The sequence below is a fragment of the Pseudomonas sp. FP2294 genome (assembly GCF_030687625.1).
Classification (GTDB): domain Bacteria; phylum Pseudomonadota; class Gammaproteobacteria; order Pseudomonadales; family Pseudomonadaceae; genus Aquipseudomonas; species Aquipseudomonas shahriarae.
This window is the reverse complement of the sequence record NZ_CP117441.1, coordinates 5,246,669-5,264,458: the sequence shown is the minus strand read 5'-3', so window position 1 is coordinate 5,264,458 and position 17,790 is coordinate 5,246,669. Positions and strand designations below refer to the sequence as shown.

The 17,790-nt window shown below is 56.0% G+C and carries 13 protein-coding genes, 2 tRNA genes and 3 rRNA genes; 10 read left to right on the top strand and 8 right to left on the bottom strand.

Annotated elements, in window-relative coordinates; translation table 11 throughout:
• Positions 1–9: 9 nt before the first annotated feature.
• The 6 genes from coq7 to hemJ all read right to left on the bottom strand — a co-directional run bounded on the left by coq7 (position 10) and on the right by hemJ (position 4,464).
• Positions 10–657: a 2-polyprenyl-3-methyl-6-methoxy-1,4-benzoquinone monooxygenase gene (gene coq7 / locus PSH73_RS23770; RefSeq protein ID WP_029296753.1), complete on the bottom strand. Its 648-nt coding sequence runs from the start codon at positions 655–657 to the stop codon at positions 10–12.
• A 114-nt stretch (positions 658–771) separates the two neighbouring features.
• On the bottom strand, positions 772–1,110 hold the full coding sequence (locus PSH73_RS23765) for a histidine triad nucleotide-binding protein (RefSeq protein WP_032858506.1): 339 nt from the start codon (positions 1,108–1,110) through the stop codon (positions 772–774).
• 46 nt (positions 1,111–1,156) lie between these two features.
• Positions 1,157–1,942 carry an SDR family oxidoreductase gene (locus PSH73_RS23760; protein ID WP_057440334.1) on the bottom strand — a complete coding sequence of 262 codons (786 nt, stop codon included), beginning with the start codon at positions 1,940–1,942 and terminating at the stop codon, positions 1,157–1,159.
• 63 nt (positions 1,943–2,005) lie between these two features.
• Positions 2,006–2,968: a DUF805 domain-containing protein gene (locus PSH73_RS23755; RefSeq protein ID WP_305461467.1), complete on the bottom strand. Its 963-nt coding sequence runs from the start codon at positions 2,966–2,968 to the stop codon at positions 2,006–2,008.
• A 69-nt stretch (positions 2,969–3,037) separates the two neighbouring features.
• A complete protein-coding gene (locus PSH73_RS23750) occupies positions 3,038–4,000 on the bottom strand; it encodes a nitronate monooxygenase family protein (protein WP_057440336.1) in 963 nt (320 codons plus the stop codon).
• Between the two features lie 35 nt (positions 4,001–4,035).
• Positions 4,036–4,464, bottom strand: a complete 429-nt coding sequence (gene hemJ, locus PSH73_RS23745; RefSeq protein ID WP_057440337.1) for a protoporphyrinogen oxidase HemJ — start codon at positions 4,462–4,464, stop codon at positions 4,036–4,038.
• A 136-nt stretch (positions 4,465–4,600) separates the two neighbouring features.
• Here hemJ and argC point away from each other — a divergent pair, with 136 nt between their 5' ends.
• Both argC and erpA read left to right on the top strand, forming a co-directional pair.
• Positions 4,601–5,635 (top strand): N-acetyl-gamma-glutamyl-phosphate reductase, encoded by a 1,035-nt coding sequence (gene argC, locus PSH73_RS23740; RefSeq protein WP_057440338.1) that lies wholly within the window; start codon positions 4,601–4,603, stop codon positions 5,633–5,635.
• A 163-nt stretch (positions 5,636–5,798) separates the two neighbouring features.
• Positions 5,799–6,149, top strand: coding sequence for an iron-sulfur cluster insertion protein ErpA (erpA, locus tag PSH73_RS23735; RefSeq protein ID WP_003176443.1), 351 nt, complete (start codon positions 5,799–5,801; stop codon positions 6,147–6,149).
• A gap of 68 nt (positions 6,150–6,217) precedes the next feature.
• On the opposite strand, the gene PSH73_RS23730 is transcribed toward erpA, so the two are convergent.
• Entirely contained in the window at positions 6,218–7,309 is a 1,092-nt protein-coding gene (locus tag PSH73_RS23730; protein ID WP_120734229.1) for an anhydro-N-acetylmuramic acid kinase, read from the bottom strand.
• Positions 7,310–7,312: 3 nt separating this feature from the next.
• Complete coding sequence (locus PSH73_RS23725) at positions 7,313–8,707, bottom strand: peptidoglycan DD-metalloendopeptidase family protein (RefSeq protein ID WP_057960771.1); 1,395 nt, start codon at positions 8,705–8,707, stop codon at positions 7,313–7,315.
• 210 nt (positions 8,708–8,917) lie between these two features.
• On the opposite strand from PSH73_RS23725, the gene tyrS reads away from it, so the two are divergent.
• The 8 genes from tyrS (at position 8,918) to PSH73_RS23685 (ending at position 17,787) form a co-directional block, all read left to right on the top strand.
• Complete coding sequence (tyrS, locus tag PSH73_RS23720) at positions 8,918–10,117, top strand: tyrosine--tRNA ligase (RefSeq protein ID WP_305461463.1); 1,200 nt, start codon at positions 8,918–8,920, stop codon at positions 10,115–10,117.
• A gap of 553 nt (positions 10,118–10,670) precedes the next feature.
• Positions 10,671–12,207 (top strand): 16S ribosomal RNA (locus PSH73_RS23715).
• A gap of 81 nt (positions 12,208–12,288) precedes the next feature.
• Positions 12,289–12,365, top strand: a tRNA-Ile gene (locus tag PSH73_RS23710).
• Between the two features lie 30 nt (positions 12,366–12,395).
• A tRNA-Ala gene (locus PSH73_RS23705) sits at positions 12,396–12,471 on the top strand.
• Between the two features lie 248 nt (positions 12,472–12,719).
• Positions 12,720–15,613, top strand: a 23S ribosomal RNA gene (locus PSH73_RS23700).
• A 172-nt stretch (positions 15,614–15,785) separates the two neighbouring features.
• Positions 15,786–15,901: ribosomal RNA gene (rrf, locus tag PSH73_RS23695) — 5S ribosomal RNA — on the top strand.
• Together the 16S, 23S and 5S rRNA genes with 2 tRNA genes alongside form the textbook arrangement of a ribosomal RNA operon.
• Before the next feature lie 187 nt (positions 15,902–16,088).
• On the top strand, positions 16,089–17,048 hold the full coding sequence (birA, locus tag PSH73_RS23690; RefSeq protein ID WP_057960767.1) for a bifunctional biotin--[acetyl-CoA-carboxylase] ligase/biotin operon repressor BirA: 960 nt from the start codon (positions 16,089–16,091) through the stop codon (positions 17,046–17,048).
• On the top strand, positions 17,038–17,787 hold the full coding sequence (locus PSH73_RS23685; protein WP_057438743.1) for a pantothenate kinase: 750 nt from the start codon (positions 17,038–17,040) through the stop codon (positions 17,785–17,787). Before birA ends, PSH73_RS23685 begins: the two co-directional genes overlap by 11 nt.
• Positions 17,788–17,790: the final 3 nt, after the last annotated feature.

Sequence of the window (17,790 nt, the reverse complement as noted above, 5' to 3'; positions counted from 1 at the left end):
TTTTGCAGCTCAGATTCGGTAGGTGCTCTTGGTCATGACCTTGGCCATCAGGCTCATGCCAAACCTCACCGGCGCCGGGAAGCGGAAACCGCCGGCATCCAGCGCACTTTCTGCGTGGTGTTCTTCGTCGATACGCATCTGCTCAAGAATCGCCCGGGACTTTTCATCCTCGGCCGGTAGTTGCTCCAGGTGCTCATCCAGGTGTTTGCACACCTGATGTTCGGTCGCGGCGACAAAACCCAGGCTGACCTTGTCGCTGATCAAGCCGGCAGCGGCGCCGATGCCAAACGACAGACCATAAAACAGTGGGTTGAGCACACTGGGGTGGCTGCCCAATTGGCGGATACGTTGTTCACACCAGGCCAAGTGGTCGATTTCTTCCTCAGCCGCGTGCTCCATGGCCGCGCGTACTTGCGGCAGCTTGGCGGTCAGGGCCTGGCCCTGGTAGAGCGCCTGGGCACAGACTTCGCCGGTATGGTTGATGCGCATCAGGCCGGCGACATGACGGGTATCCGTTTCGCTCATTTGTGCTTCGGGTTGCACGATGGCAGGTGACGGGCGATACGGCTGGCCGCTGAAGGGCAGCAGTGTGCGCATGGCTGTGTCGGCCTGCAGCAACAGTCGGTCAATCGGCGAGTAGTGACGTTGGGTAGTCATGCTGACCTCCGGGAAAAATCTCGGCGGTCAGTTTACCGCAAGAGAGGGGCGTGCGTTTGCGCTGGGTCATGCTTCTTGCAGGAGCCGGCAAGCCGGCTCCTGCAATGGCGGGTTTCAGCCGGGTGGCCAGTTCATCTGGCGTTGACCCAGTACATGCATATGAATGTGATAGACGGTCTGGCCGCCATCTTCATTGCAGTTCATCACCACGCGAAAGCCTTTTTCACAGCCTTGTTCCACGGCCAGGCGCTGGGCGGTGAACAGGATGTGTCCAGCCAGGCCCTTGTCTTCTTCCGTCAGGTCGTTGAGGGTGCGGATCGGCTTTTTCGGAATCACCAGGAAATGCACGGGGGCCATTGGCGCAATATCGTGGAAGGCCAGGACCTGGTCATCCTCGTAGATAATCCTCGCGGGTATTTCTCTGTTGATGATCTTGGTGAACAGAGTATCCACAGCTGTTTCTCCATTATGAAAGTGCAGGGTGAGTGTACCCAGCAGGTCAACGCGGGCAATAGGCCTTGTTGATCGCGCCGGCAATCTTGCGGGTCAACCAGCGTGGGCTCAAGCGTGGGCTGAACGCCAGCCAGCGGTTACGGCGACCGGGAACAATGATCGCTTTGTTCTTTGCCAGGGCTCGTACGGTGTGCAGCGCCACTTCTTCCGGGCTCATCAACTGCTGACGGTCCAGCTTGGCGGTGTCCATCTGTGCGGTGCCGAAGAAGGCAGTGCGGGTCGGGCCGGGGCAGAGCACTGAGACCTTGATACCACAGCTTTTCAGCTCTTCGCGCAGACCTTCGGAGAAGTGCAGTACATAGGCCTTGCTGGCGTAGTAGGTACTCATCCATGGCCCAGGCTGGAAGGCTGCGACGGAGGCGACGTTAAGAATCTGCCCTCCACCGTGCAAGGCCATGGAGTTACCCAGCGCATGGCAGAGGCGGGTCAGGGCGAGGATGTTGACTTCGATCAGGTCCTGCTCGGTCATCCAGTCCTGGGCCAGGAATGGGCCGCTGGTGCCAATACCGGCACAGTTGACCAGCAAGTCGATCTGCCGCTCGCCTTCTTCCAGCTCCAGCAGGAACCCGGACAGGCGCAGTGGCTCGCCCAGGTCACAGGCGCGGAACAGCACCTCGACGCCAAAACGTTGGGTCAGCTCTATGGCAATACTTTCCAACTGATCACGCTGGCGGGCCACCAGAATCAAGCTGCGGCCGCGACGGGCCAGTGCTTCGGCCAAGGCCAGGCCGATGCCACTGGAGGCACCGGTGATCAGAGCGTAACGGGTCATGCATTTCTCCATCGCAACGCCACCGCGCCTGCGACAGATGCGTCACAGGCGTGGGGCGTTTCTTCATTCTTGCGGAGAGTCTACAGGTTCGGCCGCATCGTCAGCACTTTGCACATCTTCTTCACCGGCGATGACGCTCTGGTCAGCTTCTTCATCGGTGGACATGGAGCTGCTTTCGTAGTCACTGTCCACGCTGGTTTCGAGCTGGTCCAGGTAACCGCCCATGGCCAGCATCACTGCGGCGGCGAATATCAATGGGAGCAGCGCCAGCCACAGGGTGGCCAGGACCTTTACTGCGGTCGAGTTGCGTGGCGGTGGTGCACCATATTGGTTGGCGCCTGCATTGCCGGGCAGCACGATCAACAGGATCGGGAAAATACTGCCCACGATCGGCACCAGGTTCAGGAACCATAACCAGCCGGACCAGCCCAGGTCATGCAGGCGCTGCACGGTGATCAGGACGCTCATCCACACCGATGCCACGAGCAAGACCAGACCAAGCAGTGAACCAATGATGATCGCCGCAGTGGGAGATGCCGCGGCAATACCCACGCCCACGGTGAACAAGGCGCCCACGATGGCGAACAGCGCCAGGCTCAGGACCAGGGTCCAGGCCAGGAAACGCAGGCGCCCGATACGGCCGTTGACGGTGAACACGTTGAGGGTGGAAAACTCTGGAAGGTCATCCCCCACGGCTGCGCGCGGTGGTGCATACGGCGAGGTGGCCGGGCGCGAAAAATCGGAGGCGCCGGAGTCGGTCTCGTGGGTTTCAGCCAGGTTGAAAGCCACAGGCTGTTCAGCTTCGATGCGCGCATCCACCCCGGCGTTTTTCAGGGCGGCCAGGTAGGTTTCGGCATCGGGGCGAGACAGGTCGCGCTTGAGGGCGACTGGACGCCCGGTGAAGAGCTTTTCGATCGCCTCGACTTCGCTTTTGAACAATTCGGCCAGGTTCAGCTTGGCGGTGGTGCTTTCGACACCCGGGAGCAAGGCTCCATCAAACACAATCTTGAAACGGTTGTCGCTCATGCAGGCATCCTTGTCACTTTTCAGGGGGGTAATGCTGGCCTGCCTCATTCGGCAGGCCAGGCGGGTGGGTCAGCGCGGCCAGCGCAATTGTGCTGCGTGCTCGCGCGCCTTGCGGTATTCGGCATCAAGGCGGGCAACCAGTTCATCGACACTGGGTAAATCGTCAATCTCACCGACGCCTTGGCCGGCGGACCATACGGTCTTCCAGGCTTTGGCCTCGTCGCTGAGTGGTTTGAGCTTGGAGCCAAAGTTGACTTCGCCCTTGCCTTGCAGGGCGGCGAGGTCGAAACCGGCGTTTTCCAGACTCTGGCGCATAAAGCTTGCAGGCACGCCGGACACCGCCGGAGTGTGCACGATATCGGCTGCACGCGATGTGAGCAGCATCTCTTTATAGGCATCGGGGGCGTGGCTTTCGGTGGTGGCGATAAAGCGCGTGCCGAAATACGCGAGATCAGCCCCGAGCAATTGCGCGGCGAGGATTTCGTGCCCATGGTTCAGGCAGCCGGCCAGCAACAGGGTCTTGTCGAAGAACTGGCGAATTTCGGCGACCAGCGAAAACGGGCTCCAAGTGCCGGCGTGGCCACCAGCCCCTGCCGCCACCGCGATCAGCCCATCGACCCCGGCTTCGGCGGCCTTTTCGGCATGGCGCCGAGTGGTGACGTCGTGGAACACCAGGCCGCCGTAGCTGTGTACGGCGTCTACCAATTCCTTGACCGCGCCCAGGCTGGTGATAACGATCGGCACCTTGTGCTCGACGCAAATCGCCAGGTCAGCCTCAAGGCGCGGGTTGCTGTGGTGCACGATCAGGTTGACCGCGTAGGGCGCAGGGTTGTCCAGCAGCGCCAGGCCCGCTTCGATTTCTTCCAGCCAGGCCTTGAAGCCACTGCTTTCACGCTGGTTGAGTGCCGGAAAGCTCCCGACCACGCCATTGCGGCAGCACGCCAGGACCAGTTGCGGATTGGAAATCAGGAACATCGGCGCAGCCACCACGGGCAGGCGCAGACGTTGTTCAAGCAAAGCGGGCAGCGACATTGGAAGTACCCCGGATTAAGTGCGGCTAAGTAGAGTTAGAACGGCTTGACGACGACCAAAATTACAATAGCCAGCAATATCAGAACCGGCACTTCATTGAACCAGCGATAAAAGACATGGCTGCGGGTGTTTTCGCCACGAGCAAAACGTTTTACCTGAGCGCCACACATATGGTGGTAACCGATCAGGATCACCACCAGGGTCAGCTTGGCGTGCATCCAGCCACCCTGGCTGAAGATGCTCGGGTTAAGGCTGATCAACCAGATGCCGAATACCAGCGTGGCGATCATCGACGGCAGCATGATGCCCTTGTACAGCTTGCGCTCCATGATGCAGAAGCGTTCCTGGCTGACGGCATCCTGGCTTTGTGCGTGGTAGACGAACAGGCGCGGCAGGTAAAACAGCCCGGCAAACCAGCAGACAATGCTGACGATATGGAAGGCTTTGAGCCATAGATAAAGCATTTTTAGTTATTCCCAGGTTCACGGTAACTGGAGATAGTAGAGGTTAGAGCGTGCGTACGTCACCTTGACGGTTGTCGCAGAACGATACGGCCCCTATTATCGACGGCTTTCCAGTGGGTTCGTTGAGGGCAGGTTTATGGTCAAGGTCGGTATCGTCGGCGGCACGGGTTACACCGGTGTCGAATTGCTGCGTCTGTTGGCTCAGCATCCGCAAGCTGAGGTAGTGGTCATTACCTCCCGATCCGAGGCCGGCCTGGCCGTTGCCGATATGTACCCCAACCTGCGCGGCCATTACGACGGCCTGGCGTTCAGCGTTCCGGATATCAAGACCCTGGGCGCCTGCGATGTGGTGTTTTTCGCGACCCCCCACGGTGTTGCCCATGCGTTGGCCGGCGAGCTGCTGGCCGCAGGGACCAAGGTCATTGACCTCTCGGCGGACTTCCGTTTGCAGGATGCCGATGAGTGGGCCAAGTGGTACGGTCAGCCCCATGGTGCTCCAGAGCTGCTTGAAGAGGCGGTGTACGGCTTGCCAGAGGTTAATCGTGAGCAGATCAAGCAGGCGCGTCTGATCGCCGTGCCGGGTTGCTATCCGACGGCTACGCAGCTGGGTTTCCTACCGCTGCTGGAAGCTGGCCTGGCGGACGCCTCGCGCCTGATTGCCGACTGCAAGTCGGGCGTCAGCGGCGCTGGTCGCGGTGCAGCAGTAGGCTCCTTGTACTCCGAGACCTCGGAAAGCATGAAGGCGTATGCCGTAAAGGGGCATCGCCATCTGCCGGAAATTCGCCAGGGGCTGCGGCGTGCGGCGGGCAGTGACGTCGGTCTGACGTTCGTGCCGCACCTGACCCCGATGATCCGGGGGATTCACTCGACACTGTATGCAACGGTCGTGGATCGCTCGGTGGATCTGCAGGCATTGTTTGAAAAGCGTTATGCCAATGAGCCGTTCGTCGATGTAATGCCTGCCGGTAGTCACCCGGAAACCCGCAGCGTGCGCGGTGCCAACGTGTGCCGGATTGCCGTGCATCGTCCGCAGGATGGCGACTTGGTGGTGGTGCTGTCGGTTATCGATAATCTGGTCAAGGGCGCCTCGGGCCAGGCTGTGCAGAACATGAACATCTTGTTCGGCCTTGATGAGAAGCTCGGTTTGTCCCACGCCGGCATGCTGCCTTAAGGCGTTGGCTGCTGTGCAAAAGGCCCGTTGATCGGGCCTTTCGTGTTTTTAAGGGCCGCCGGGCAGATTGATATACCGTAACAATAGTTGACCGCTTTTCTAGGAGAAGCGGATAATGGCGGTCATCACGCATATGGCGGCGCTACGCCGGGAGATTATCAGCATGAGCGTTGAATCCTTCACCCCCACGGCTTTGCAATTCACCCACGGTGCTGCGCACAAGGTGAAGAGCCTGGTCGATGAAGAGGGTAATGATCGCTTGAAGCTGCGCGTATTCGTTACGGGCGGCGGTTGTTCAGGGTTTCAGTACGGCTTCACCTTCGATGAAGATGTGGCTGACGACGACACCATTGTCGAGCGCGAAGGCGTAAGCCTGGTCGTGGATCCGATGAGCTTCCAGTACTTGGCAGGTGCCGAGGTGGACTACCAGGAAGGTTTGGAAGGCTCACGCTTTGTGATCAAGAACCCGAATGCCACCACGACTTGTGGTTGCGGTTCGTCTTTCTCGATCTGATCAGTAGCGGATTAAGCAAAACGCCGCTTGGCTCTTATGGGGCCAAGCGGCGTTTTGCTATCTGCGTTTCAGGCGGGGTAGATCGCGCCAAGTACACGAAGGCCGCGGGCGCCTGTCACGCTGGGACGGTTGGCGGCGATACCTTCCAGGCAGCAATGGGCCAGCCAGGCGAAGGCCATGGCTTCCACCCAGTCGGGGTCTACACCGTGGGTGGCGGTGCTGCTGACACGGGTGGTCGGTAGCATGGCGGCGAGGCGGTTCATCAGCGTCGAGTTATGGGCGCCGCCGCCACACACCAGCAGGGTTTCGGTTTGCGGCTGTGCGGTTTTCAACGACTCGACGATGGTCTGTACGGTCAGTTCCAGCAGCGTGGCCTGGATATCCTGGGCATTGAACGATGGCAGTCGACCGAGGTGGTGTTCCAGCCAAGGCAGGTTGAAGACTTCGCGCCCAGTGCTTTTCGGCCCCTTGGTCAGGAAGAAGGGGTCGCTGAGCAATGCGTTAAGCAACTGTGGCTCGACCTTTCCCGTCGCGGCCCATTGGCCGTCGCGGTCAAAGTTTTCGCCCCTTTGCTGGTGAATCCAGGCGTCCAGCAGAACGTTGCCCGGGCCGCAATCAAAACCCGCTACGGGTTTGCCGGTTTCGATCAGGCTCAGATTGCTGAAGCCGCCGACATTCAATACTGCGCGGTTACCAGTAGCCTCGCCGAACAGCGCTTCGTGAAAGGCGGGCACCAGTGGTGCTCCCTGGCCGCCGGCGGCTACATCGCGGCTGCGAAAGTCGCTGACGACGGTTATTCCGGTCAGTTCGGTCAGTAGGGCGGGGTTGCCAATCTGCACGGTGAAACCGCGGGCGGGCTCGTGGCGAATGGTCTGCCCATGGCTGCCAATCGCATGGATGTCGTGGTGAGTGAGTTGCTGCTGCTCAAGCACGGCATGAATGCCCTGGGCTGCGAGCGTTACCCAGCTTTGCTGGGCAATCGCCGAGCGTGCAATTTCATCCGGGCCACTGGCGCAAAGGCCCAGCAGCTCGGCGCGCAGGGATTCAGGCATGGGGATGTAATGTGTGGCGATCAACTTGACCGCCGTATCTTGCTCGATCAGCGCTATGTCCAGGCCATCAAGGCTGGTCCCGGACATGACACCTATATAGAGCGCCATCGCTTAGCGCTTCGCCGAAGCCAGCATGGTGGCGCGTTCCTGGTCCATGCGTGCCATCAGCGGTTGGCTTTGCTGTAGGAAGCGTGCGCGCTCGGCTTTGGCGATCGGGTCGGCCATCGGCAGCTTCTGGCCCAGTGGGTCGACGTGCACGCCGTTGACCTGGAACTCATAGTGCAGGTGCGGGCCGGTGGACAGGCCGGTGGTGCCGATATAGCCAATCACTTGGCCTTGCTTGACGTTGCCGCCGGTCTTCACGCCTTTGGCAAAGCCTTGCATATGCCCATAAAGCGTACGGTAGCTGTTGCCGTGCTGGATGATAACGGTGTTGCCGTAGCCGCCACGGCGCCCGGCCAGCAGCACCTTGCCGTCGCCGGCAGCTTTGATCGGCGTGCCGCGCGGTGCTGCATAGTCCACGCCTTTGTGGGCGCGGATTTTGTTCAGAATTGGATGCTTGCGACCCATGGAGAAACGCGAGCTAATACGGGCGAAGTCAACCGGAGTACGGATGAAGGCTTTGCGCATGCTATTGCCGTCGGCGGTGTAGTAGCTGCTATTGCCTTGTTTGTTGGTGTAACGCACGGCAGTGTAGGTCTTGCCGCGGTTGGTGAAGCGCGCCGAGAGGATATTGCCGGTACCGACAACCTTGCCGTTGGCCACCTTTTGCTCGTAGATCACATCGAATTCGTCACCCTGGCGAATGTCCTGAGCGAAGTCGATGTCGTAGCCAAATACGCTGGCCATGTCCATGGTCATGCTATGGGACAGGCCCGCGCGAGCTGCGGACTGGGACAGCGAGCTATTGATCACGCCGTGGATGTAGGCGGAGCGCACCACTGGCTTGGTGGTCACGCGATTGAAGGCAAAGCCCTTGGCGCCTCTGGTCAGGGTGATGCTTTCGAGGTGGTTGAGCTTGGTGTGCAGAGTGGTCAGTTGGCCTTCAGGGCTCAGCTCGAACTCAAGCTTTTGGCCACTCTTGAGCTGGGTGAATTGCTTGGCTTGCTTATCGCTGGCCAGCACATCGCTAACGGTGGTGGCGGGTAGGCCGACCTTTTCAAATAGCGTCGACAGCGTATCGCCTTTGGCCACGACCACTTCGCGATGCACGGGGCCTTTCGCTACCTGAGCGGTTTGTTTGGTGTCGTCTGGGCTTTCTTCAATCTGCGCAAATGGCGACTCTGCGCTCGCGGTTGTGGCTTGTTGCGCGTCAGAAGCGTCTTGATCTTGTGTCAGTTGTTCAACCGGACTCTCCAAGTCAAGACTCAGGGTCGTTCGTTTGGCTTCTACGTCACTGGAAGGGAATACCAGGAGTGCCAGGCTTAGAAGGGCGGCGATACCACTTGCGGCGAGCAGGTGGGTCTTCGGGTAAAGCGGTGGCGCTTTAGACGGTTCAGTGGTCATAGGTAATTTTGACTTTGAAAAGGTGAAATGGAAAAGATGAATGACATGATGAAGATGAAATAACTGTATAAAATATAACCAAATCATCTGTGGCGCAAGCTTGCGAATGCCGGGCTCGCCGAATGGTGTCCGTTTGCAGGGCAAAACTTGTAATTAGTCCCTGATCTTGTATGGTTGGTTCCCTTTGAATCTGAGCCTTGCGGGTCTGTTATGAAGTCGGTTGAAGAGCAGCTAGCGCTGATCAAACGTGGTGCGGAAGAACTGTTGGTCGAGGCCGAGCTGATCGAAAAGCTCAAGCGTGGCCAACCCCTGCGTATTAAGGCTGGCTTTGATCCGACGGCACCGGATCTGCACCTGGGTCACACCGTGCTTATTAATAAGCTGCGCCAGTTCCAGGAGTTGGGGCATCAGGTGATCTTCCTTATAGGTGATTTCACCGGGATGATCGGTGATCCGAGTGGTAAGAGCGCCACGCGCCCGCCGCTGACCCGTGAGCAGGTTCTCGATAATGCCGAGACCTACAAGACCCAGGTTTTCAAGATTCTCGATCCGGCCAAGACCGAAGTGGCTTTCAACTCCACCTGGATGGATCTGATGGGGCCGGCGGATTTCATTCGCCTGACGTCCCAGTACACCGTTGCGCGGATGCTTGAGCGCGATGACTTCGATAAGCGCTACTCCACCAATCAGCCTATTGCGATACATGAGTTCCTATACCCGTTGGTTCAAGGGTATGACTCGGTAGCGTTGCGGGCGGACGTTGAGCTGGGCGGTACTGATCAGAAGTTCAACCTGTTGATGGGGCGTGAGCTGCAGCGTGCGTATGGCCAGGAGGCTCAGTGCATTCTGACTATGCCGTTGCTGGAAGGCTTGGATGGCGTCAAGAAGATGTCCAAGTCGCTGGGCAACTACGTCGGCATCCAGGAAGCGCCGGGGGTGATGTACGGCAAGTTGGTTTCTATCCCTGATGCGCTGATGTGGCGCTACTTCGAGCTGTTGAGCTTCCGCTCGATGGATGAGATCAACGCGTTGCGTGCTGACGTGGAGGCGGGTGCGAATCCTCGGGACGTCAAGATCAAGCTGGCGGAAGAGATTGTTGCGCGTTTCCATGGCGAGGAGGCTGCGGCCAGTGCTCACCGTGCGGCGGGCAATCGTATGAAGGATGGCGAGCTGCCGGATGATCTGCCTGAGATCGAATTGACTGCTGGTGAGGCGATGCCGATTGCGGCCGTCCTTAATAAGGCGGGCCTGGTGAAGAACTCGGCGGTTGCACGTGACCTTCTGGGTTCCGGTGGTGTGCGTATAGATGGTGAGGTTGTCGATCGCGCCTTTATATACGAGCTGGGCGCGACCCACGTTTGCCAGGCCGGCAAGAAGGCATTTGCGCGTATTACGCTTAAATCCGAATAAACCTGAAATTAACTGTTGACGGCGATTTATATCTGTCTATAATTCGCCCCACTTCCGGCGCAGTCGAAACGGAAAACTCCTTGGTAAACAAAGAGTTACGCAGAATTCGACAGCGAGTTGCTTCAGTTCATCGAAGCCCAGAAGGAGTTGGTAGAGCAGTGTTGTTTGGCTCTATTAACGTTTCGATCCTCTCGGTCGAAAGCGGAGAAAAAGAGGTGTTGACAGCAGCGTGTAACGCTGTAGAATTCGCCTCCCGCTAACGAGAGATCGGAAGCGCAAGTGGTTGAAGTTGTTGAGGAAATCCTCGAAAACTTCTGAAAATAATCACTTGACAGCAAATGAGGCTGCTGTAGAATGCGCGCCTCGGTTGAGACGAAAGATCTTAACCAACCGCTCTTTAACAACTGAATCAAGCAATTCGTGTGGGTGCTTGTGGAGTCAGACTGATAGTCAACAAGATTATCAGCATCACAAGTTACTCCGCGAGAAATCAAAGATGTAACCAACGATTGCTGAGCCAAGTTTAGGGTTTCTTAAAAACCCAAAGATGTTTGAACTGAAGAGTTTGATCATGGCTCAGATTGAACGCTGGCGGCAGGCCTAACACATGCAAGTCGAGCGGTAGAGAGAAGCTTGCTTCTCTTGAGAGCGGCGGACGGGTGAGTAATGCCTAGGAATCTGCCTGGTAGTGGGGGATAACGTTCGGAAACGGACGCTAATACCGCATACGTCCTACGGGAGAAAGCAGGGGACCTTCGGGCCTTGCGCTATCAGATGAGCCTAGGTCGGATTAGCTAGTTGGTGGGGTAATGGCTCACCAAGGCGACGATCCGTAACTGGTCTGAGAGGATGATCAGTCACACTGGAACTGAGACACGGTCCAGACTCCTACGGGAGGCAGCAGTGGGGAATATTGGACAATGGGCGAAAGCCTGATCCAGCCATGCCGCGTGTGTGAAGAAGGTCTTCGGATTGTAAAGCACTTTAAGTTGGGAGGAAGGGTTGTAGATTAATACTCTGCAATTTTGACGTTACCGACAGAATAAGCACCGGCTAACTCTGTGCCAGCAGCCGCGGTAATACAGAGGGTGCAAGCGTTAATCGGAATTACTGGGCGTAAAGCGCGCGTAGGTGGTTAGTTAAGTTGGATGTGAAATCCCCGGGCTCAACCTGGGAACTGCATTCAAAACTGACTGACTAGAGTATGGTAGAGGGTGGTGGAATTTCCTGTGTAGCGGTGAAATGCGTAGATATAGGAAGGAACACCAGTGGCGAAGGCGACCACCTGGACTGATACTGACACTGAGGTGCGAAAGCGTGGGGAGCAAACAGGATTAGATACCCTGGTAGTCCACGCCGTAAACGATGTCAACTAGCCGTTGGGAGCCTTGAGCTCTTAGTGGCGCAGCTAACGCATTAAGTTGACCGCCTGGGGAGTACGGCCGCAAGGTTAAAACTCAAATGAATTGACGGGGGCCCGCACAAGCGGTGGAGCATGTGGTTTAATTCGAAGCAACGCGAAGAACCTTACCAGGCCTTGACATCCAATGAACTTTCTAGAGATAGATTGGTGCCTTCGGGAACATTGAGACAGGTGCTGCATGGCTGTCGTCAGCTCGTGTCGTGAGATGTTGGGTTAAGTCCCGTAACGAGCGCAACCCTTGTCCTTAGTTACCAGCACGTAATGGTGGGCACTCTAAGGAGACTGCCGGTGACAAACCGGAGGAAGGTGGGGATGACGTCAAGTCATCATGGCCCTTACGGCCTGGGCTACACACGTGCTACAATGGTCGGTACAGAGGGTTGCCAAGCCGCGAGGTGGAGCTAATCCCACAAAACCGATCGTAGTCCGGATCGCAGTCTGCAACTCGACTGCGTGAAGTCGGAATCGCTAGTAATCGCGAATCAGAATGTCGCGGTGAATACGTTCCCGGGCCTTGTACACACCGCCCGTCACACCATGGGAGTGGGTTGCACCAGAAGTAGCTAGTCTAACCTTCGGGAGGACGGTTACCACGGTGTGATTCATGACTGGGGTGAAGTCGTAACAAGGTAGCCGTAGGGGAACCTGCGGCTGGATCACCTCCTTAATCGACGACATCAGCTGCTCCATAAGTTCCCACACGAATTGCTTGATTCATTGAAGAAGACGAAAGAAGCAGCCCGAAATTGGGTCTGTAGCTCAGTTGGTTAGAGCGCACCCCTGATAAGGGTGAGGTCGGCAGTTCGAATCTGCCCAGACCCACCAATTTTGTGTGGGAAACGCCTGTAGAAATACGGGGCCATAGCTCAGCTGGGAGAGCGCCTGCCTTGCACGCAGGAGGTCAGCGGTTCGATCCCGCTTGGCTCCACCACTACTGCTTCTGTCTGTATAAAGCTTAGAAATGAGCATTCCATCAATGCGATGGTGAATGTTGATTTCTAGTCTTTGACTAGTTCGTTCTTTAAAAATTTGGGTATGTGATAGAAAGATAGACTGAACGTTACTTTCACTGGTAACGGATCAGGCTAAGGTAAAATTTGTGAGTTACTCAAATTGAGTATTATCGAATTTTCGGCGAATGTCGTCTTCACAGTATAACCAGATTGCTTGGGGTTATATGGTCAAGTGAAGAAGCGCATACGGTGGATGCCTTGGCAGTCAGAGGCGATGAAAGACGTGGTAGCCTGCGAAAAGCTTCGGGGAGTCGGCAAACAGACTTTGATCCGGAGATGTCTGAATGGGGGAACCCAGCCATCATAAGATGGTTATCTTAAGCTGAATACATAGGCTTAAGAGGCGAACCAGGGGAACTGAAACATCTAAGTACCCTGAGGAAAAGAAATCAACCGAGATTCCCTTAGTAGTGGCGAGCGAACGGGGACTAGCCCTTAAGTGGCTTTGAGATTAGCGGAACGCTCTGGAAAGTGCGGCCATAGTGGGTGATAGCCCTGTACGCGAAAATCTCTTAGTCATGAAATCGAGTAGGACGGAGCACGAGAAACTTTGTCTGAATATGGGGGGACCATCCTCCAAGGCTAAATACTACTGACTGACCGATAGTGAACTAGTACCGTGAGGGAAAGGCGAAAAGAACCCCGGAGAGGGGAGTGAAATAGATCCTGAAACCGTATGCGTACAAGCAGTGGGAGCCCACTTTGTTGGGTGACTGCGTACCTTTTGTATAATGGGTCAGCGACTTATTTTCAGTGGCGAGCTTAACCGAATAGGGGAGGCGTAGCGAAAGCGAGTCTTAATAGGGCGTCTAGTCGCTGGGAATAGACCCGAAACCGGGCGATCTATCCATGGGCAGGTTGAAGGTTGGGTAACACTAACTGGAGGACCGAACCGACTACCGTTGAAAAGTTAGCGGATGACCTGTGGATCGGAGTGAAAGGCTAATCAAGCTCGGAGATAGCTGGTTCTCCTCGAAAGCTATTTAGGTAGCGCCTCATGTATCACTGTAGGGGGTAGAGCACTGTTTCGGCTAGGGGGTCATCCCGACTTACCAAACCGATGCAAACTCCGAATACCTACAAGTGCCGAGCATGGGAGACACACGGCGGGTGCTAACGTCCGTCGTGAAAAGGGAAACAACCCAGACCGTCAGCTAAGGTCCCAAAGTTATGGTTAAGTGGGAAACGATGTGGGAAGGCTTAGACAGCTAGGAGGTTGGCTTAGAAGCAGCCACCCTTTAAAGAAAGCGTAATAGCTCACTAGTCGAGTCGGCCTGCGCGGAAGATGTAACGGGGCTCAAACCATACACCGAAGCTACGGGTATCATCTTAGGATGATGCGGTAGAGGAGCGTTCTGTAAGCCTGTGAAGGTGAGTTGAGAAGCTTGCTGGAGGTATCAGAAGTGCGAATGCTGACATGAGTAACGACAATGGGTGTGAAAAACACCCACGCCGAAAGACCAAGGTTTCCTGCGCAACGTTAATCGACGCAGGGTTAGTCGGTCCCTAAGGCGAGGCTGAAAAGCGTAGTCGATGGAAAACAGGTTAATATTCCTGTACTTCTGGTTATTGCGATGGAGGGACGGAGAAGGCTAGGCCAGCTTGGCGTTGGTTGTCCAAGTTTAAGGTGGTAGGCTGGAATCTTAGGTAAATCCGGGATTCTAAGGCCGAGAGCTGATGACGAGTCATCTTTTAGATGACGAAGTGGTTGATGCCATGCTTCCAAGAAAAGCTTCTAAGCTTCAGGTAACCAGGAACCGTACCCCAAACCGACACAGGTGGTTGGGTAGAGAATACCAAGGCGCTTGAGAGAACTCGGGTGAAGGAACTAGGCAAAATGGCACCGTAACTTCGGGAGAAGGTGCGCCGGTGAGGGTGAAGGACTTGCTCCGTAAGCTCATGCCGGTCGAAGATACCAGGCCGCTGCGACTGTTTATTAAAAACACAGCACTCTGCAAACACGAAAGTGGACGTATAGGGTGTGACGCCTGCCCGGTGCCGGAAGGTTAATTGATGGGGTTAGCTAACGCGAAGCTCTTGATCGAAGCCCCGGTAAACGGCGGCCGTAACTATAACGGTCCTAAGGTAGCGAAATTCCTTGTCGGGTAAGTTCCGACCTGCACGAATGGCGTAACGATGGCGGCGCTGTCTCCACCCGAGACTCAGTGAAATTGAAATCGCTGTGAAGATGCAGTGTATCCGCGGCTAGACGGAAAGACCCCGTGAACCTTTACTATAGCTTTGCACTGGACTTTGAATTTGCTTGTGTAGGATAGGTGGGAGGCTTTGAAGCGTGGACGCCAGTTCGCGTGGAGCCAACCTTGAAATACCACCCTGGCAACTTTGAGGTTCTAACTCAGGTCCGTTATCCGGATCGAGGACAGTGTATGGTGGGTAGTTTGACTGGGGCGGTCTCCTCCTAAAGAGTAACGGAGGAGTACGAAGGTGCGCTCAGACCGGTCGGAAATCGGTCGTAGAGTATAAAGGCAAAAGCGCGCTTGACTGCGAGACAGACACGTCGAGCAGGTACGAAAGTAGGTCTTAGTGATCCGGTGGTTCTGTATGGAAGGGCCATCGCTCAACGGATAAAAGGTACTCCGGGGATAACAGGCTGATACCGCCCAAGAGTTCATATCGACGGCGGTGTTTGGCACCTCGATGTCGGCTCATCACATCCTGGGGCTGAAGCCGGTCCCAAGGGTATGGCTGTTCGCCATTTAAAGTGGTACGCGAGCTGGGTTTAGAACGTCGTGAGACAGTTCGGTCCCTATCTGCCGTGGACGTTTGAGATTTGAGAGGGGCTGCTCCTAGTACGAGAGGACCGGAGTGGACGAACCTCTGGTGTTCCGGTTGTCACGCCAGTGGCATTGCCGGGTAGCTATGTTCGGAATAGATAACCGCTGAAAGCATCTAAGCGGGAAACTAGCCTCAAGATGAGATCTCACTGGAACCTTGAGTTCCCTAAAGGGCCGTCGAAGACTACGACGTTGATAGGTTGGGTGTGTAAGCGCTGTGAGGCGTTGAGCTAACCAATACTAATTGCCCGTGAGGCTTGACCATATAACACCCAAGCAATTTGACTACTCTTGACTTGGAAACAAGCAAAAGCATCAGATTGCGGTGTGTGAAGACGAAATGAACCGAAAGTTCGAATCTCACAAAACACCGAAAGCTATCACATACCCAATTTGCTGAAGCGAGGCCATCTGGTCACGACTCAGTACCCGAATTTCTTGACGACCATAGAGCATTGGAACCACCTGATCCCATCCCGAACTCAGTAGTGAAACGATGCATCGCCGATGGTAGTGTGGGGTTTCCCCATGTGAGAGTAGGTCATCGTCAAGATTAAATTCCGAAACCCCAATTGCGAAAGCAGTTGGGGTTTTGTTTTGGGCGGTCGAAAAGGTTCTGGCCTATCGCCATTGCATAGAAAGCAAGCTGTCCCTGCGCTCTCGCCATAAGCCAGCTTGCTTTCTATGCAATGGCTCTGCGCATGGCTATCATGCGTGCCTCATTGTGAGGCGAGACTTGCATGCTGACGTTGTTAAAACTTCTGAAAGATGGCCGATTCCACTCGGGTGAAGCGCTAGGCGCCGCCCTGGGCGTCAGTCGTAGTGCTGTGTGGAAGCAACTCCAGCATCTGGAGATCGAGCTGGATCTGACAATTCACAAGGTCAGGGGGAGGGGCTATCAATTGGCGTCCCCGCTGGTTCTATTGAGCGCTGATGAGATCGCCCTCAAGTCACAGGTCTGCGCAGGTTCAGTTTTTATATCCGAGACCATCGGCTCCACTAATGCCGAGGCTTTGCGCCTTATTGAGGCGGGGCAGGTGGCGCCGTTTCTTGTTCTCTCAGAACAGCAGACCGCAGGAAGGGGGCGTCGAGGGCGTAAATGGGTCAGTCCATTTGCACAGAATGTTTACTACAGCCTTGTGCTTCGTATCGATGGCGGTTTACGACAGCTAGAAGGGCTGAGTCTCGTCGTGGGCTTGGCGGTGATGCAAACGTTGCGCGACTTTGGTGTCCACGGTTCGGGTTTGAAGTGGCCTAATGACGTGCTCGTTGGTTCGAAGAAGATAGCTGGCATCCTTCTTGAGTTGGTAGGGGACCCTGTTGACGTATGCCATGTAGTGCTCGGTATTGGTATCAATGCGAACATGCAGAGCGCCGCGGAAGTGGATCAGCAGTGGACATCAATACAGCTCGAAACAGGTCGTGCGGTAGACCGAAATCATCTGGTCGCACACCTGAGTCAGGCGTTACAAGGTTATCTCGATCATCATAGAGATTCCGGCTTTTCGGTAATTCGCCAGGAGTGGGAGCAAAATCATCTATGGCAGGGAAAGGCGGTGTCATTGATCGCAGGTGTTAACCAGGTGGACGGGGTTGTGCTGGGTATTGATGATCAAGGCGCTCTACGTCTCGAAGTAAACGGTGTTGAGAAAATATACAGTGGTGGTGAGTTAAGCCTGAGGTTGCGTGATGATTCTTGAACTCGACTGTGGGAATAGTTTCATCAAATGGCGAGTGCTCGAGGCAAGCCACTCAGCCGTTTTTGCTGAAGGGGTTGTTGATTCCGATGTGGCGTTGCTGGGTAGCCTTCATTCGTTGACTGGACTGTCGCTGCAGCATTGCAGATTGGTCAGCGTTCGCGCGCAGGAAGAGACGAACCGCCTGGCGGGTGTGTTGGTTGCGGCCTTTGGTGTTTCTATCAGCTGTGCTGCGCCGTCGCGTGAAATGGCCGGCGTGCGCAATGGGTATGAAGACTACGCCCGTCTAGGGCTGGATCGTTGGCTGGCGATGCTTGGAGGCTTCCAGCTAGCCTCGGGAGCATGCCTGGTGCTTGATTTTGGTACGGCGGCCACTGCCGATTTCATCACGGCTGATGGCGAGCATCTTGGAGGATTTATCTGCCCGGGCATGCCCCTGATGCGCAATCAGCTGCGAACCCATACCCGTAAAATACGGTATGACGATGTTGCTGCTGAGCGTGCGTTGGAAAGCCTGGTGCCTGGCCGTACCACTGCCCAAGCCGTTGAACGAGGTTGCACGCTCATGCTCCGCGGTTTTGCTCAGTCACAACTGGAACTGGCCCGCAGTTATTGGGGGGAAGACTTCTCGGTGTTTCTTACGGGGGGGGATGCGGAGTTGGTCGCTGACGCCTTGCCGGGCGCTCGCTTCGTTCCGGACCTGGTATTTGTTGGCTTGGCGATGGCGTGCCCTTTGTCCTGAGGT

What these genes read in the sequence shown, in the direction of transcription:
- coq7 (WP_029296753.1), bottom strand. Translation starts at nt 657, where the DNA reads ATGACTACCCAACGTCACTACTCGCCGATTGACCGACTGTTGCTGCAG.
- PSH73_RS23760 (WP_057440334.1), bottom strand. Translation starts at nt 1,942, where the DNA reads ATGACCCGTTACGCTCTGATCACCGGTGCCTCCAGTGGCATCGGCCTG.
- PSH73_RS23755 (WP_305461467.1), bottom strand. Translation starts at nt 2,968, where the DNA reads ATGAGCGACAACCGTTTCAAGATTGTGTTTGATGGAGCCTTGCTCCCG.
- PSH73_RS23750 (WP_057440336.1), bottom strand. Translation starts at nt 4,000, where the DNA reads ATGTCGCTGCCCGCTTTGCTTGAACAACGTCTGCGCCTGCCCGTGGTG.
- hemJ (WP_057440337.1), bottom strand. Translation starts at nt 4,464, where the DNA reads ATGCTTTATCTATGGCTCAAAGCCTTCCATATCGTCAGCATTGTCTGC.
- argC (WP_057440338.1), top strand. Translation starts at nt 4,601, where the DNA reads ATGGTCAAGGTCGGTATCGTCGGCGGCACGGGTTACACCGGTGTCGAA.
- erpA (WP_003176443.1), top strand. Translation starts at nt 5,799, where the DNA reads ATGAGCGTTGAATCCTTCACCCCCACGGCTTTGCAATTCACCCACGGT.
- PSH73_RS23730 (WP_120734229.1), bottom strand. Translation starts at nt 7,309, where the DNA reads ATGGCGCTCTATATAGGTGTCATGTCCGGGACCAGCCTTGATGGCCTG.
- PSH73_RS23725 (WP_057960771.1), bottom strand. Translation starts at nt 8,707, where the DNA reads ATGACCACTGAACCGTCTAAAGCGCCACCGCTTTACCCGAAGACCCAC.
- tyrS (WP_305461463.1), top strand. Translation starts at nt 8,918, where the DNA reads ATGAAGTCGGTTGAAGAGCAGCTAGCGCTGATCAAACGTGGTGCGGAA.
- birA (WP_057960767.1), top strand. Translation starts at nt 16,089, where the DNA reads ATGCTGACGTTGTTAAAACTTCTGAAAGATGGCCGATTCCACTCGGGT.
- PSH73_RS23685 (WP_057438743.1), top strand. Translation starts at nt 17,038, where the DNA reads ATGATTCTTGAACTCGACTGTGGGAATAGTTTCATCAAATGGCGAGTG.